The 14,311-nt window shown below is 63.3% G+C and carries 15 protein-coding genes and 1 other RNA gene; 12 read left to right on the top strand and 4 right to left on the bottom strand.

The features are described 5' to 3' along the window. Positions 1-93: 93 nt before the first annotated feature. The 9 genes from rpsB to Q352_RS0107380 all read left to right on the top strand — a co-directional run bounded on the left by rpsB (position 94) and on the right by Q352_RS0107380 (position 8,100). The gene (rpsB, locus tag Q352_RS0107420; protein ID WP_028498804.1) at positions 94-825 is read left to right on the top strand and encodes a 30S ribosomal protein S2; all 732 of its coding nucleotides are present in this window, start codon (positions 94-96) and stop codon (positions 823-825) included. Between the two features lie 126 nt (positions 826-951). After that, a complete protein-coding gene (gene tsf, locus Q352_RS0107415; protein WP_028498803.1) occupies positions 952-1,833 on the top strand; it encodes a translation elongation factor Ts in 882 nt (293 codons plus the stop codon). Positions 1,834-1,999: 166 nt separating this feature from the next. Further along, positions 2,000-2,719 carry a UMP kinase gene (pyrH, locus tag Q352_RS0107410; protein WP_028498802.1) on the top strand — a complete coding sequence of 240 codons (720 nt, stop codon included), beginning with the start codon at positions 2,000-2,002 and terminating at the stop codon, positions 2,717-2,719. A gap of 93 nt (positions 2,720-2,812) precedes the next feature. Further along, on the top strand, positions 2,813-3,370 hold the full coding sequence (gene frr / locus Q352_RS0107405; RefSeq protein ID WP_028498801.1) for a ribosome recycling factor: 558 nt from the start codon (positions 2,813-2,815) through the stop codon (positions 3,368-3,370). A gap of 10 nt (positions 3,371-3,380) precedes the next feature. Next, positions 3,381-4,136 (top strand): polyprenyl diphosphate synthase, encoded by a 756-nt coding sequence (gene uppS / locus Q352_RS0107400; protein WP_028498800.1) that lies wholly within the window; start codon positions 3,381-3,383, stop codon positions 4,134-4,136. A gap of 3 nt (positions 4,137-4,139) precedes the next feature. Then, on the top strand, positions 4,140-4,940 hold the full coding sequence (locus Q352_RS0107395; RefSeq protein ID WP_028498799.1) for a phosphatidate cytidylyltransferase: 801 nt from the start codon (positions 4,140-4,142) through the stop codon (positions 4,938-4,940). A gap of 18 nt (positions 4,941-4,958) precedes the next feature. Next, entirely contained in the window at positions 4,959-6,143 is a 1,185-nt protein-coding gene (ispC, locus tag Q352_RS0107390) for a 1-deoxy-D-xylulose-5-phosphate reductoisomerase (RefSeq protein ID WP_028498798.1), read from the top strand. A 514-nt stretch (positions 6,144-6,657) separates the two neighbouring features. Then, positions 6,658-7,248 (top strand): ComF family protein, encoded by a 591-nt coding sequence (locus Q352_RS0107385; protein WP_028498797.1) that lies wholly within the window; start codon positions 6,658-6,660, stop codon positions 7,246-7,248. Positions 7,249-7,251: 3 nt separating this feature from the next. Then, entirely contained in the window at positions 7,252-8,100 is an 849-nt protein-coding gene (locus tag Q352_RS0107380) for a helix-turn-helix domain-containing protein (RefSeq protein WP_028498796.1), read from the top strand. 110 nt (positions 8,101-8,210) lie between these two features. Here Q352_RS0107380 and Q352_RS0107375 read toward each other — a convergent pair whose 3' ends face one another. From Q352_RS0107375 to msrA, 3 genes are all read right to left on the bottom strand, one after another. Next, complete coding sequence (locus tag Q352_RS0107375; RefSeq protein WP_028498795.1) at positions 8,211-8,525, bottom strand: helix-turn-helix domain-containing protein; 315 nt, start codon at positions 8,523-8,525, stop codon at positions 8,211-8,213. Between the two features lie 242 nt (positions 8,526-8,767). Continuing rightward, positions 8,768-8,865: signal recognition particle sRNA small type (gene ffs / locus Q352_RS22740), an RNA gene on the bottom strand. Positions 8,866-8,908: 43 nt separating this feature from the next. Continuing rightward, positions 8,909-9,478 carry a peptide-methionine (S)-S-oxide reductase MsrA gene (gene msrA / locus Q352_RS0107370; RefSeq protein ID WP_028498794.1) on the bottom strand — a complete coding sequence of 190 codons (570 nt, stop codon included), beginning with the start codon at positions 9,476-9,478 and terminating at the stop codon, positions 8,909-8,911. A 136-nt stretch (positions 9,479-9,614) separates the two neighbouring features. Between msrA and Q352_RS0107365 the strand changes: the two genes are divergently transcribed. After that, entirely contained in the window at positions 9,615-10,583 is a 969-nt protein-coding gene (locus Q352_RS0107365; RefSeq protein WP_028498793.1) for a tRNA dihydrouridine synthase, read from the top strand. A 21-nt stretch (positions 10,584-10,604) separates the two neighbouring features. Here the strand turns inward: Q352_RS0107365 and Q352_RS0107360 are convergent, their stop codons facing one another. After that, the gene (locus Q352_RS0107360; RefSeq protein ID WP_028498792.1) at positions 10,605-12,518 is read right to left on the bottom strand and encodes a propionate--CoA ligase; all 1,914 of its coding nucleotides are present in this window, start codon (positions 12,516-12,518) and stop codon (positions 10,605-10,607) included. A gap of 340 nt (positions 12,519-12,858) precedes the next feature. Here Q352_RS0107360 and Q352_RS0107355 point away from each other — a divergent pair, with 340 nt between their 5' ends. Both Q352_RS0107355 and Q352_RS20180 read left to right on the top strand, forming a co-directional pair. Further along, a complete protein-coding gene (locus Q352_RS0107355; protein ID WP_028498791.1) occupies positions 12,859-13,404 on the top strand; it encodes a peptide deformylase in 546 nt (181 codons plus the stop codon). 51 nt (positions 13,405-13,455) lie between these two features. Continuing rightward, positions 13,456-14,307 carry a DMT family transporter gene (locus Q352_RS20180; RefSeq protein WP_036385611.1) on the top strand — a complete coding sequence of 284 codons (852 nt, stop codon included), beginning with the start codon at positions 13,456-13,458 and terminating at the stop codon, positions 14,305-14,307. The last annotated feature ends 4 nt before the right edge of the window (positions 14,308-14,311 follow it).

The following is a 14,311-nucleotide window of genomic DNA, read 5'->3' as shown; positions in this document are numbered from 1 at the left end:
GGGCAAATTTCGCACACTCGCGCCATAAGGGTGCCGCACAGGCGGTTACAGCGCGCGAATCGTGGTCTAACCCTTTAAGGACAACACAGCACCATGTCGACTCAAGTCACCATGCGCCAAATGCTGGAAGCCGGCGTTCACTTCGGCCACCAGACCCGTTTCTGGAACCCGAAGATGGCTCAGTACATTTTCGGCAGCCGCAACAAGATCCACATCATCAACCTGGAAAAGACCCTTCCGCTGTTCGTCGAAGCGCAGAACTACGTTCGCCGCCTCGCCGCCAACAAGGGCCAGGTCCTGTTCGTCGGCACCAAGCGCGCTGCCCGCGAAATCGTGCGTGAAGAAGCTTCCCGCGCCGGCATGCCGTTCGTCGACTACCGCTGGCTCGGCGGCATGCTGACCAACTACAAGACGGTCAAGCAGTCGATCAAGCGCCTGGAAGACAAGCTGGCCCTGCTGGGTGACGCCGAGCAATCGGGTTACAACAAGAAGGAACTGCTCGACCTGCAACGTGAAGTCGAGAAGCTCGAACGCAGCCTGGGCGGCATCAAGGACATGAAGGGTCTGCCGGACGCAATCTTCATCATCGACACCGGCTACCAGAAGGGTACCCTGGTCGAAGCGCAGAAGCTGGGCATCCCGGTCATCGGCATCGTCGACACCAACAACAATCCGGATGGCGTTGATTACGTGGTTCCGGGCAACGACGACTCGGCTCGCGCCATTCGCCTGTATGCTCGCGGCATCGCTGACGCCGTGCTGGAAGGCCGTGCGCAATCGATCCAGGAGATCGTTGCTGCCGCCGAAGTGCCGGCCGCCGAGTAATTCATATCGGCACCGTCTGAAAAAAGGGGCCTCTTGCCCCTTTTTTCGAGTCCGTGCCGGCTGTCCAAAGAATGATCGACGCCACAGCCGGGCTGTGACGTCATGTACTGAATACAGGAGTCAACAATGGCTGATATTACCGCGAAGATGGTTGCCGATCTGCGTGCCGCCACCGGTCTGGGCATGATGGAATGCAAGAAGGCGCTCGTGGAAGCCGACGGCGATGCCGCCAAGGCTGAAGAAATCCTGCGCATCAAGTCGGGTGCGAAGGCCGGCAAGCTGGCTGGCCGCGTGGCTGCCGAAGGCGCCGTGGCGACCTTCGTTGCCGCCGATGGCAAAAAGGGTGCGCTGGTCGAAGTGAACTGCGAAACCGACTTCGTCGCCAAGGATGACGGCTTTGTCGCCTTCACCAGACTGGCTGCCGAAGCCGCTGCCAACAGCGACGCCGCCGATGTCGACGCGCTGGGCAATGTCGCGACCGCCCAGGGTTCGCTCGAGGAAGTCCGCAAGGCACTGATCTCGAAGCTGGGCGAGAACATCACCGTTCGCCGCTTCGTGCGCTTCAACACCGCCGGCCAGCTGGCAACCTACCTGCACGGCACCAAGATCGGCGTGATCGTCGACCTGAACGGCAGCGAAGCGCTGGGTCGCGACATCGCCATGCACATCGCCGCCTCGAAGCCGGTCTGCGTCAGCAAGGCCCAGGTGCCGGCCGAGCTGCTGGAAACCGAACGCCGCATCTACACCGAACAGGCTGCCCAGTCGGGCAAGCCGGCCGACATCGTCGCCAAGATGGTTGAAGGCCGCGTGACCAAGTACCTGGCCGAAGTGACGCTGGTGGGTCAGCCGTTCGTGAAGAACCCGGACCAGACCGTCGAAAAGCTGCTCGCCGAGCAGAAGGCCGAAGTCAATGCGTTCACCATGTTCGTGGTTGGCGAAGGTATCGAGAAGAAGAAGGAAGACTACGCTGCTGAAGTGGCCGCTGCCGCCGCTGCTGCCAAGGCGTAATGTGACGTCGTGACGATCCGGCCGTTTGCGGCCGGTCGTTCGACCGCCGCCAAGCGCCCCCGAGGGGGCGCCTTTTTTCGACCGCCGTCCGCCAAGCTATGTGCATTTGGCTTTATGCCCAAGTGGATATATCTTGCTCGATGATGAAACCCGCCAAGGACCCCCGATGACCCAAGCCACTGCCTATAAACGCATCCTGTTGAAACTCTCGGGGGAAGCCCTGATGGGGGATGATGCCTACGGCATCAATCGCGGGGTGATCGACGGCATCGTCGCGCAGGTGAAGGAAATCGCCGAACTCGGCGTGCAGATCGGCATCGTTATCGGTGGCGGCAATATCTTCCGCGGCGTGTCGAGCGCGGCAAGCGGCATGGACCGGGCCACGGCCGACTATATGGGCATGCTGGCCACGGTGATGAACGCGCTGGCGCTGAAGGATGCGATGACCCGTGCCGGGCTGACTGCCCGCGTGCAGTCGGCGCTGACCATGCAGCAGATTGCCGAGCCGTACGTGCGCGGCAAGGCCATGCAGTATCTGGAAGAGTCCAAGATCGTCATCTTTGCCGCCGGCACCGGCAACCCGTTCTTCACCACCGACACCGCTGCAGCGCTGCGCGGCATGGAAATGAACGTCGACATCATGCTGAAGGCGACCAAGGTCGACGGCGTGTATACCGATGATCCGAAGAAGAACCCGGAAGCGGTGCGCTACCAGTCGCTGACCTTCGACGAAGCCATCATCAAGAACCTCAAGGTGATGGACGCGACGGCGCTGGCGCTGTGCCGTGACCAGAAACTCAATATCAAGGTGTTCAGCATCTTCAAGAGCGGCGCGCTGAAGCGCGTGGTGCTTGGCGAGGACGAAGGCACGCTGGTACACTGCTGACAAAATTCAGCCCGATACGGCGGAACGGCGTTCGACGCCGTTCCGCCGTTCCATTCTGACGCAACGAAAAACCGCTTTCCCCCCGGAGTTGTCATGATCAACGACGTCAAGAAAACCGCAGACAGCAAGATGCAGAAGTCGCTGGAAGCGTTCAAGAACAACCTGGGCAAGGTCCGTACCGGCCGTGCCCACACCGGCATCCTCGACCAGGTGACCGTCGACTACTACGGCGCCGCCACCTCGATCAGCCAGGTCGCGAACGTGACGCTGGTCGATGCGCGTACCCTCGGCGTGCAGCCGTGGGAAAAGAACATGGCCGCCAAGATCGAAAAGGCCATCCGCGACTCGGACCTGGGCCTGAACCCGGTTTCCAGCGGCGAACTGATCCGCGTGCCGATGCCGGCACTGACCGAAGAGCGCCGTCGCGATCTGACCAAGGTGGTCAAGGGCGAGGCCGAGGACGCCCGCGTTGCCGTGCGCAATGTCCGCCGTGATGCGAACAACGACCTGAAGGCGCTGCTGAAGGACAAGTCGATTTCGGAAGACGAGGAACGTCGCGCCCAGGACGAAATCCAGAAGCTGACCGACAAGTACATCGCCGAGATCGACAAGGCGTTCGCCGACAAAGAAAAAGAACTGATGGCTATCTGAGGATACGGCTTTGCACAGCAGCACCCTCACGATTCCCGAAGTCCGCGACGTGCCCCGCCACGTCGCCATCATCATGGATGGCAACGGACGCTGGGCGAAAAAACGGCTGCTGCCCCGCGTCGCGGGGCACAAGCGCGGGCTGGAAGCCGTACGCGAGGCGGTTCGCTTCTGCTGCGAATCCGGCATCGATTTCCTGACGCTGTTCGCGTTTTCGAGCGAGAACTGGCGCCGGCCGCCGGAAGAAGTCAGTTTCCTGATGGGCCTGTTCCTGCAGGCGCTGGAACGCGAGGTCGACCGGCTGCACCAGCGCGGCATCCGGCTGCGCATCGTCGGCAATCTGACCCGCTTTTCCCCTGACCTGCAGGAGCGCATCCAGCAGGCCGAGGCGCGGACGGCCGGCAACAGCGACCTGACACTGACCATCTGTGCCGACTACGGTGGCCGCTGGGACATCCTGCGCGCCACCAATGCACTGCTGCAGTCCGGTTTCGATCCGTCGCAGACCCTGACCGAGGCCGATCTGGCCCCGTATCTGTCCATGTCGTACGCGCCGGAGCCCGATCTGTTCATCCGCACCGGCGGCGAGCGGCGGATCAGCAATTTCCTGCTGTGGCAGCTGGCCTACACCGAGCTCTATTTTACCGACACGCTGTGGCCGGACTTCGATCGCCTGGCGTTCGAGGCTGCCATTGCGTCCTATCACCGCCGCGAACGACGCTTCGGCCGGACCAGCGAGCAACTTCCCCCCGCGCAGCAGCGCCCCTGACTCATGCTTATCACCCGGATTCTGACCGCTCTCGTGCTTCTGCCTGTCATGCTGGGCGCGCTGTTCGGTCTTGGCGAGGCGGGCTGGGGGGCATTCACGCTGCTGATCACCCTGCTTGGCCTGTGGGAATGGGGGCGCATGTTCGCCTATCGGCCGTGGCAGCATGTGCTGCTGCTTGGCACGGCGCTGGTGCTGGCCGCCTGGGTGTGGCTGGCGACGCCGATGATCGGCACGTCGCTGCATGCCGGCGTGCTGGCGCTGTGGTTCGTGCTGGCGCCGCTGTGGCTGGCCCGACGCTGGGTGCTGAAAAACCGGCTGGCGGCCGCCGCCCTCGGGCTGGCGCTGCTGATGCCGACCTGGCTGGCGTTTCTCGACTGGCGACCCAATGCCGATGCCGCCTGGCAGTTGCTGGCGCTGATGGCGCTGGTCTGGCTGGCCGATACCGCCGCCTATTTCAGCGGCAAGGCCTTCGGCCGGCACAAGCTGGCACCGGCAATCAGTCCCGGCAAGAGCTGGGAGGGCGTGGCCGGCGCCGTGGTCGCCGTTACCCTTTATACCCTGTGGATCCGGCAGTCCGGGCTGTTCGACATCGAGATGTCGCTGCCGTGCTGGCTGCTGATCGGCTGGGGGCTGACGGCGGTCAGCATTGTCGGCGACCTGCTGGAATCGTGGTTCAAGCGCGCCGCCGGCATCAAGGACTCCAGCCAGTTGCTGCCCGGACACGGCGGCGTACTCGACCGGATCGACAGCCTGATCGCGGTACTGTCCGTCGCCAGTGCCGCGCGTTATTTCGCCGGCGTCTGACCGGCAGTCAGCAGGAACATGACTGAACGCCTCACCATTCTGGGTTCGACCGGCACCATCGGTGTCAACACGCTCAACGTCATCGCCCGCCATCCGGAGCGATTTGCCATCCACGCCCTGACCGGGCATCGACAGATCGCACTGCTGGCCGGACAGTGCCGGCAGTTCCGGCCGGCAGTCGCCGTGGTGGCGGACGCTGCCGCCGCGGATGCGCTGGCTGGTCTGCTGGACGGGCTGCCGATCGACATCCGCCATGGCGCCGCTGCGCTGGCCGAGGTCGCCGCCGCACCGGAAACCGATACCGTAATGGCGGCCATTGTCGGTGCTGCCGGCCTGCCGCCGACGCTGGCGGCAGTGCGCGCCGGCAAGCGCATCCTGCTGGCGAACAAGGAAAGCCTGGTGGTGGCAGGGCGCCTGTTCATGGATGCGGTCCGCAAGTCGGGCAGCGTGCTGCTGGCGATCGACAGCGAACACAATGCGATTTTCCAGTCGCTGCCGGCCAGCTTCCGTGGCGATCTTGACGCGGTCGGGGTCGAGCGCATCGTGCTGACCGCCTCCGGCGGGCCGTTCCGCGGCTATACGGCGGCGGCACTGGAGGCCGTGACGCCGGAGCAGGCGGTTGCCCACCCGAACTGGGTGATGGGGCGCAAGATTTCGGTCGACTCGGCCTCGCTGATGAACAAGGGGCTGGAAGTCATCGAGGCGCGCTGGCTGTTCAATGCCGATCCGTCACGCATCGAAGTGGTGGTCCACCCGCAGAGCGTGATTCATTCGATGGTGCGCTACCGCGACGGTTCGGTGGTGGCCCAGCTTGGCACGCCGGACATGAAAACGCCGATCGCCCATGCGCTGGCCTGGCCGGACCGCTTCGAGGCCGGTGTGGCGCCGCTCGATTTCATGGCGCTGGGCGGTTTGACGTTTGAACAACCGGACCGCGACAGCTTTCCGTGCCTGCAACTGGCTTTCGATGCACTGGCGGAAGGCGGTGACGCGTCCGCCGTGCTGAATGCCGCCAATGAGATCGCGGTCGATGCCTTCCTGTCGCGGCGGATCGGCTTTGGCGACATTCCGCGGCTGAATGCGCAGGCGATGTCGCGTTTTGCCGGTCGCCATGGCGAGTCGATCGACGCGCTGCTGGAAACCGACGCCGAAGTGCGTCGTTACGTCGAACAGTGCATCGGCTGTCTGCAGCCGGCGGGCTGACGCGGGCCGCTTTGCCGGACAGGCACCATGCACCCCGGCTGTTCTGACCCCGGGGAACTGGAGCAATGGGCAACATGTGCAGATAACCCATGTGTGAGTGGATACGCTGCTTGCTGTTTCGTTGGCCTCAAAACGCCAGGCAGGCATGACGGCACACCGCAACTCAACTCCATGGCCCACTCGGAGTGGGCCATGCCCTGTTTGTATGAGCAGACTTCTGTTCAGTGGAGAGCGCAGCCCGCTTGACGCGGCGGTTCAGGAAATCGAAAAGGATGTCTGGGTCTGCGGGACACTGGATGCGCTGATGCAACGGCAAGCTCCGCACGGGGCTGGATATGATCACTGGGTACGAGCGAGGCCGAGATGATGATTGGCCGTGGAAGCCTGCATTGACGGTGCACGGGAAATGGGCAGGGCTTGCGAATCAATACAAAATTTTGTATGGTTTTCGCAAAGATTTCTGGCCCGGCCCGAGTGAAGGTCCAGCGGCTACGGCAAAGGAAGCCCCGCGAATATGGACGTCCAGGTCAAGAAAATCGAAGGCAGCTGGGATGCGGGCTATGCGCTGCACAAGCACACACTTTCGAGTGTCTATCTCGGGGTGGACGAGTGGGGGCACGATCGCTTTGACAACACGCGGTCGGAACCCGGTGAAGCCCTCTATAAACTCAAGTATCAAAGTGACTGGAAGCAAGTCGAACTGCTGGCCGCGCAAGTCAGGGAGACGCTCCTGCCCCTGTTCGGCAAGATTGGGCTGATCGTCCCGATGCCGGCCTCGATCGTGCGTGCCAGACAACCTGTGTACGAGCTGGCCCATGCGCTCGGCCGGCTGACGGATATCCGGGTGTTTGACGAGATGATCGTGAAAGCTCCGGCCCTGCCCGGCAGCCCTGCACTCAAGAACCTGTACACCAGAGAGCAGAAGGACGCCGCTTTGTCGGGCCGGATCAGTATCAATGAGTGCATCACGAACGAAGGTTGCTGGAACGCCTTGTTGCTCGATGACCTCTTTGATACCGGCGCAACAATGGACGCCGTGTGTCAGGCGTTACGTACCTATCTAAAGATCAAGAACATCTATGCAGCCGCGATTACCTGGAAATAGACCATGACAACAGTGTTCATTGCCGGATCAATTTCCATCAGCCGGCTGCATGAAAAAGTGCAGGGCCGAATCCTCAAGATTGTTTCGTCGGATCTCAATGTTGTGGTGGGTGATGCCGATGGTGCCGATACGTCCATCCAGGAATGCTTGCGCGCCTGTCATGCCAGCAAGGTCACGGTCTATTGCACGGGAGAAGCACCGCGCAACAACATCGCGGACTGGCCTGTGCATCGCGTCCAGTCGAAAGCCCGGGCTGGAACACGGGCCTTTTTCACGGCGAAAGACGTGGAGATGGCCAGGAACAGCGATTTCGGCCTGATGGTCTGGGATTGCAAAAGCACCGGTACACTCAGCAACGTTATCGAGCTGCTGAAGGCAAGGAAGAAATCTGTTGTGTTCGTCAACAGGAGCAAGGACTTCGTGACAGTCGGTGACAAATCCGGCCTCGATCATCTGCTTCACTTCATGTCGGAGCACGCACGTGCCAAGGCCGAGGAAAAGATTGGCCTGTCCGTAAAGCTTGCTGCGCTGAGCCAGGACAGCCTTCTGCTGGATGAGCCGGCAGCAGGGGCGCCAGGCGATCTTCTCGATGCGCCCGCCGATTCCGGTGTGACGGCTGCGACCGAAACCGAAAGCGTGAAGCTGCGCACCGTATTGATGTCGGCGCTCGCGGACTACATCGTGCGCGCTCATTTGAGCCAGTCGCAAGCGGCCAGGGTGTTTGGCGTGACACAACCGCGCATCTCGGATCTCGCACGCGGCAAGGTTGATGTGTTCGGCCTCGATACTCTAGTGAATATGGCCTCGATGGCTGGCCTGCGTGTCGAAATGCAGGTGAGCAAGCGGACATGATGGAGGGGTGCCTCATGGGCGGTAGTCCGGCGAAATATAGGGAGCTGGCATCATCCGTAAAGTAAAAATCCCTCGGTCTGCACCGAGGGATTTTTCATTGAACGACTGTCTTACTGAGCGGCGACCGCTTCGGTGCCTTCAACCTTGGCCTTGACTGCCTTCTTCAGGCTCTTGTACAGGTCAGGGTGCGTTTCCTTCAGATATTCAATGATTTCGAAATCTTCACGCTTGACCTTGGTCAGATCGATTTGCTCGATATGGACCAGGCGCAGCAGTTCACGCACCGGCTTCGGCATGTTGCGGCCCGACTCGTAACGGGAGCCACCGGACTGGGTGACGCCGATGCGGCTCCAGAACTCTTGCTGGTTCAGACCAAGTTTGCGGCGGATTTCCCGTGGGTTCGGGATTTTTTCGAACAATTTCATGATTTTCCTCTCGTGTTCACTATCGTGCCCCCCCGGTTGTGTTTGTATGGCGCGAGGGTGGGGGCAGTGACGAATCGCGTCGTCCGGACTGTCGACGCAGATTAAGTAAAACTACGTATTGCGTCATCTGTCCCAGATGATAGACGACGTCATGAAAAAAAGACAATGTACTGCCTGCAAAGTTCCTTTATTCATAAAATCATTTCGCAATATTAGAAAAACTTGATATTCTCAGGCGTAAAGGTGGCGAGCCTAACCCCCGGCACTGGCATCAACGACTGTGGCTGCTTCCTTCCGGACCTGACCAGATTCACCGTTTAGCCATGCGGGGAGACCCGCCATAGAAAGCGAATGATACCTTGTTGCGGGAAATCCGCCAATAGTTACGTGGCGTGCCGTCCGCCGTCCGGATTGCCCGGCTTCAGACGGGCGGTAAAGTGCTGGCGCAGCTTCGCCAGCTTGGGTGCGATGATGGCCTGGCAGTACGGCTGGGTCGGGTGCCGGGCGTAGTAGCCGTCGTGCTCGCTTTCCGCCGGCCAGAACGGTCCGGCCGCTTCGACGACGGTGACCACCGGATCGGCCAGACTGCCGCTGGCTTCCAGTTCGGCGATCGCGGCTTCGGCGTCCCGGCGCTGAATGGCATCGTGGCAGAAGATGGCCGAGCGGTACTGGCTGCCGATATCGTAGCCCTGGCGGTTCAGCGTGGTCGGGTCGTGGATGGCGAAAAACACGTCGAGCAGGGTGCGGTAGTCGATCCGTTCCGGGTCGAACTCGATCCGGACCGCCTCGGCATGACCGGTGCTGCCGCTGCAGACGGCGTGATAGCCGGGCGATTCGACCTCGCCGCCGGTATAGCCGGAATGGACCGCCAGCACGCCGTCGAGCTCGGCGAACACGGCTTCCAGACACCAGAAGCAGCCGCCGGCCAGGGTGGCAAGGGGGGATTCACTCATGTCAGTCTCCTCATCAATGGCAGGGTGCTTCATACACGGATAGTCCTTTTCCCGATATAGCGAAAGGGAAGAACGGGGGGCGGGGGCCGCCTGTTACAATCGCGCGCCGCCAGACTCTATTCGCAGATCGTCCACCATGCAGATTGCTCTCGCCCCGATGGAGGGGCTCGTCGACGCGCCGATGCGCGAACTGATCACCGATATGGGCGGGGTCGACTGGTGCGTGACCGAGTTTGTCCGCGTGACCGATTCCGCGCTGCCGTGGCCGACCTTCCGCCGGCTGGCGCCCGAGCATGCCGGTGACTGGCGTACCCGGGCCGGTGTGCCGGTGCGGCTGCAACTGCTGGGCTCGGACCCGGAGCGGCTGGCGGAAAACGCCTTGCGGGCGGTATCGCTCGGCGCACCGGTCATTGACCTGAACTTCGGCTGTCCGGCGCCGACGGTCAACAAGCACCGGGGCGGGGCGGCGTTGCTGCAGGAGCCGGCGCTGATGCAGCGCATCGTCGGCACGGTACGGCAGGCGCTGCCGGCCAACGTGCCGCTGACGGCCAAGATGCGGCTCGGCTTCGCCGATACCTCGCTGACCTTCGACTGCGCACAGGCGCTGGAAGACGGCGGAGCGGCAGCGATCACGGTCCATGCCCGCACCAAGCTTGACGGCTACCGTCCGCCGGCGCACTGGGAATGGATTGCGCGGATCCGCGAGCGGGTATCGGTACCGGTGATTGCCAATGGCGAAGTGTGGACGGTTGACGACTGGCGGCGTATCCGCGCCGTCAGCGGCTGCGAGGACGTGATGATCGGGCGCGGGCTGGTGGCCCGGCCGGACCTGGCGCGGCAGATCCGCGCGGCGGCGAATGGTGAGGCGGTCGAGCCCTTGCCGTGGGCGGACATGCTGGTGCGGATCGCCGCCTTTGCCGAACGGCTGTATGCGGCCGATCCCGATGGCCAGTACCTGCCGGCCCGGCTGAAGCAGTGGCTGAAACTGCTGCGACTGCCGAGCGGCTGGCCGGATGAAGCCGGCCGTCTGTTCGATGACATCCGGCCGCTGAAGACGGCGGCCGCCTGCCGGCAGTGGCTGGCCGCGGCGACCGCCGGGCGCTGAACGGCGCCCGGCGCAAGGCCGTCAGTCGGTGCCGTGCCTGGCGGCCACGGCCTGCCTGACCTGGTCGAGGCCGGTCGGGTCATCCAGCGTGGTCAGATCGCCCGGATCGCGGCCCTCGGCAATGGCCTGGATCGAGCGGCGCAGCACCTTGCCGGAGCGGGTCTTCGGCAACTGGGTGACGAACATCACGTCGGACGGATTGGCGATGGCGCCCAGCTCCCGGCCGACCATGGCGATCACGTCGCGCGCCAGTGCCTCGCGCTGGGCATCGTCGTGGATCAGCGACGGGTCCTTCAGCACGGCGAACGCTACCGGCACCTGGCCCTTGAGTGCGTCGGCAACGCCGACCACGGCTACTTCGGCAATGGCGCTGTGATTGCTGGCCGCTTCCTCGATCTCGCGGGTGCCTAGGCGGTGGCCGGCGACGTTGATCACGTCATCGGTGCGGCCAAGCACATAGAAATAGCCGTCTTCGTCCTGGGTGCCCCAGTCGAAGCTCGAATACGCCAGCGTGCCGCCGAAGCTGTGGAAATAAGTGTTCACATAGCGTTCGTCCTGCTGCCAGATCGTGCTCAGACAGCCGGGCGGCAGAGGCGGCAGCACGGCAATCACGCCTTTCTCGCCGCGAGCAACCGGCTGGCCGGTGACTTCATTCAGCAACTGCACGTTGTAGCCGTAGACGGGGAAGCTCGGGCTGCCGTTCTTCAGCGGCGTCTTCTCGATGCCCGGCATGGCGGACAGCATCGGCCAGCCGGTTTCGGTCTGCCAGTAGTTGTCGACCACCGGCACGCCGAGTTCGGCCGTGATCCAGTCCGCGGTTGGCTGGTCGAGCGGCTCGCCGGCCATGAACAGGTAGCGCAGCGAGGACAGGTCGTATTTTTTCAGCCAGGCCGGGTCCTGCTTTTTCAGCGCGCGCAGCGCGGTCGGCGCCGAGAACATCACGCTGACGCGGTACTTCTCGACGATGGACCACCAGACGCCCGGGTCGGGACGGGTCGGCAGGCCTTCGTAGACGATGGTGGTCATGCCGCGCAGCAACGGCGCGTAGACGATATACGAGTGGCCGACCACCCAGCCGATGTCCGAGGTGCAGAAGAAGGTTTCACCCGGCGCGCCGCAGTAGATGTTTTCCATCGACGCCGCCAGCGCGACGGCGTAGCCGCCGGTGTCGCGCTGGACGCCCTTCGGCTTGCCGGTGGTGCCGGAGGTGTACAGGATGTAGCTCGGATGATTCGATTCGACCCATTCGCACGGGACTTCGGTCTGCTCCAGCCGGCCCAGCAGGGTGGCGTAGATCAGGTCGCGGCACTGGGTGATCGGCATGTCGGGGTCCAGCCCGCGCTCGACGATGACCACGTGCTCGGGCTTGTGCCCGGCCAGGTCGATGGCGGCATCGACCAGCGGTTTGTACGGGATGTGCTTGCCACCGCGCATGCCGGCGTCGGCGGTGAAAATGACCTTCGGCTGCGCATCATCGATGCGTGTCGCCAGGCTGGCCGAAGCAAAACCGCCGAAGACTACCGAATGGATGGCGCCGAGACGGACGGTCGCCAGCATGGCGAAGATCGCTTCCGGGATCATCGGCATGTAGATCAGCACGCGGTCGCCCTTGCTGACGCCGAGCTTGCTCAGCACGGCGGCACAACGGTTCACTTCCCGGTGCAGTTCGGCGTAGCTGTACTGGCGCTCGGCGCCGGTCTCGGTCGAGATATGGATCAGCGCTGCCTGGTCGCCCCGTTCGGCCAGATGGCGGTCGACCGCGTTGTGGCACAGATTGGTGGTGCCATCGACGAACCAGCGCCGGAACGGCGGCTGGCTGTCGTCGAGTACCTGCCGGTACGGCGTGTGCCAGTCGATACGGCGTGCCTGCTCGTCCCAGAAGGCATCCGGCGACTCGATGGACCGGCGGTGAAACGCTTGCAGCGTGTGACTCATAGATTTCTCCTCCATGCGGTGTTCTGGCGACCCGTCGTGGCCGCGCGTCGGCGCGGACAAAATTCAAGCAACTGCTAGGTAGGTAAACGGTACCCGCTTGCCGCTTGTAGGGCAACTGGACAGGATGGATGGCGAAAGCGGAAAACCGGCGTCAGGGTGCCGGTTGCAGGATGAATGCACGGAAATTTCCCGATTTGCACCGTCGCCGGGATGTCATACAAATCAATAATGGCGGTTTGTGTTGAATTGGCCCGTCACTGGCTCCATGTCAAAGTTTGTGGTCCGCGCCGGCAACGGCGTACTATTCAGGCGTCATGCATTGTTGCCACGAGGAGGAAAAATGGCCTTGCACTCGATACTCAAGATGGGGGAACCCGGCCTGCTGGCGAGGGCGGAACCGGTCACGGCATTCAATACGCCGGAGCTCGAACTGCTGGTCGCCGATTTGTGGGAGACCATGCACAGTCGCTCGGGCGCCGGCCTCGCGGCACCGCAGATCGGCGTGCCGCTGCAGGTCGTGGTGTTTGGCACCGGCATGCTCAATCCGCGCTATCCGGAGGCCGAGATCGTGCCGCCGACGGTGCTGATCAATCCGACCGTCACGCCGATGGGTGCGACGATGGAAGACGGCTGGGAAGGGTGCCTGTCGGTGCCCGGACTGCGCGGGTTGGTGCCGCGCTATGCACAGGTGCGCTACCAGGGCTTCGACCAGCATGGCGACAGCATCGACCGGACCGTCGACGGTTTTCATGCCCGTCTGGTCCAGCACGAGTGCGATCATCTGTGGGGCTTCCTGTATCCGATGCGGATGAAGGACATGGCGCAGTTCGGTTTTGTCGATACGCTGTTCCCGCAGATTGCCGACGCAGAAACCGATATCGACTGAGGCAGCGCAGCCGGATGGCATGGTAAGGTCGCGTTTTCCCCGGGTGCCTCCATGCCGCAATTCAGCCAGCGACACTTCCTGTTCCTTCACTTTTCCGTGCTGCTGTTCGGCGCGTCCGGTCTGTTCGGCAAGCTGATCGTCGGCGGCGCGACGCTGACCGTGTTCGGCCGGACGTCATTCGCCGCGGTGGCCCTGCTGCTGTTCGCCGTGCTGACCCGGCGCAGCCTGCGCGTCGATGCCCGCAGTGCCGGCGGGCTGGCGCTGTGCGGTGTGCTGCTGGCCGTGCACTGGTGGACCTTCTTCCATGCGATTGCCGTGTCCAGCGTCGCCATCGGCCTGCTCGGCTTCGCGTCCTTCCCGCTGTTTGTCGCCGGGCTGGAGTCCTGGCTGGACCGGCGACCGCTGCCGCCAGCCGAGCGCTGGATGGTGGCCCTGATCACGCTGGGCCTGGTGCTGGTCACGCCATCGTTCGACTGGCGCGACCAGGCGACCCAGGGCCTGGCCTGGGCGATCCTGTCCGGCGCGCTGTTCGCGCTGCTGGCCATCGCCAACCGCCGGCTGTCGCAACTGGGTGCAGTACGGGTGGCGCTGTGGCAGAACGGGGTGGCCGCATTGATGCTGGCGCCGCTGGGCCTGCCGGTGCTGCTGGCTGCACCGCCGGATCAGTGGCTGATCGTGGCCGTGCTCGGGGTGGTGTTCACGGCGCTGGCGCACTGCCTGTTCATTGCCAGCCTGCAGACGGTGCCGGCGCGTACCGCTGCCGTCATAGCCGCGCTGGAACCGGTCTACGGCATTGCGCTGGCCTGGCTGCTGTTCAGTGAGATCCCCGGCCTGCGCATGCTGGCCGGCGGTGCCGTGATTCTGGCGGTGACGACCTGGGTCACGCTGCGGCGTGCCGACTGACGCG

The sequence above is a fragment of the Microvirgula aerodenitrificans DSM 15089 genome, assembly GCF_000620105.1.
GTDB lineage: Bacteria > Pseudomonadota > Gammaproteobacteria > Burkholderiales > Aquaspirillaceae > Microvirgula > Microvirgula aerodenitrificans.
Note: the sequence above shows the minus strand (reverse complement) of the source record. Positions and strands in the feature narration are given on the sequence as shown.

Excerpts from the sequence above, each read along its gene's own strand:
- rpsB (WP_028498804.1), top strand. The coding sequence starts at position 94 with ATGTCGACTCAAGTCACCATGCGCCAAATGCTGGAAGCCGGCGTTCAC.
- tsf (WP_028498803.1), top strand. The coding sequence starts at position 952 with ATGGCTGATATTACCGCGAAGATGGTTGCCGATCTGCGTGCCGCCACC.
- pyrH (WP_028498802.1), top strand. The coding sequence starts at position 2,000 with ATGACCCAAGCCACTGCCTATAAACGCATCCTGTTGAAACTCTCGGGG.
- frr (WP_028498801.1), top strand. The coding sequence starts at position 2,813 with ATGATCAACGACGTCAAGAAAACCGCAGACAGCAAGATGCAGAAGTCG.
- Q352_RS0107395 (WP_028498799.1), top strand. The coding sequence starts at position 4,140 with ATGCTTATCACCCGGATTCTGACCGCTCTCGTGCTTCTGCCTGTCATG.
- ispC (WP_028498798.1), top strand. The coding sequence starts at position 4,959 with ATGACTGAACGCCTCACCATTCTGGGTTCGACCGGCACCATCGGTGTC.
- Q352_RS0107385 (WP_028498797.1), top strand. The coding sequence starts at position 6,658 with ATGGACGTCCAGGTCAAGAAAATCGAAGGCAGCTGGGATGCGGGCTAT.
- Q352_RS0107380 (WP_028498796.1), top strand. The coding sequence starts at position 7,252 with ATGACAACAGTGTTCATTGCCGGATCAATTTCCATCAGCCGGCTGCAT.
- Q352_RS0107375 (WP_028498795.1), bottom strand. The coding sequence starts at position 8,525 with ATGAAATTGTTCGAAAAAATCCCGAACCCACGGGAAATCCGCCGCAAA.
- msrA (WP_028498794.1), bottom strand. The coding sequence starts at position 9,478 with ATGAGTGAATCCCCCCTTGCCACCCTGGCCGGCGGCTGCTTCTGGTGT.
- Q352_RS0107365 (WP_028498793.1), top strand. The coding sequence starts at position 9,615 with ATGCAGATTGCTCTCGCCCCGATGGAGGGGCTCGTCGACGCGCCGATG.
- Q352_RS0107360 (WP_028498792.1), bottom strand. The coding sequence starts at position 12,518 with ATGAGTCACACGCTGCAAGCGTTTCACCGCCGGTCCATCGAGTCGCCG.
- Q352_RS0107355 (WP_028498791.1), top strand. The coding sequence starts at position 12,859 with ATGGCCTTGCACTCGATACTCAAGATGGGGGAACCCGGCCTGCTGGCG.
- Q352_RS20180 (WP_036385611.1), top strand. The coding sequence starts at position 13,456 with ATGCCGCAATTCAGCCAGCGACACTTCCTGTTCCTTCACTTTTCCGTG.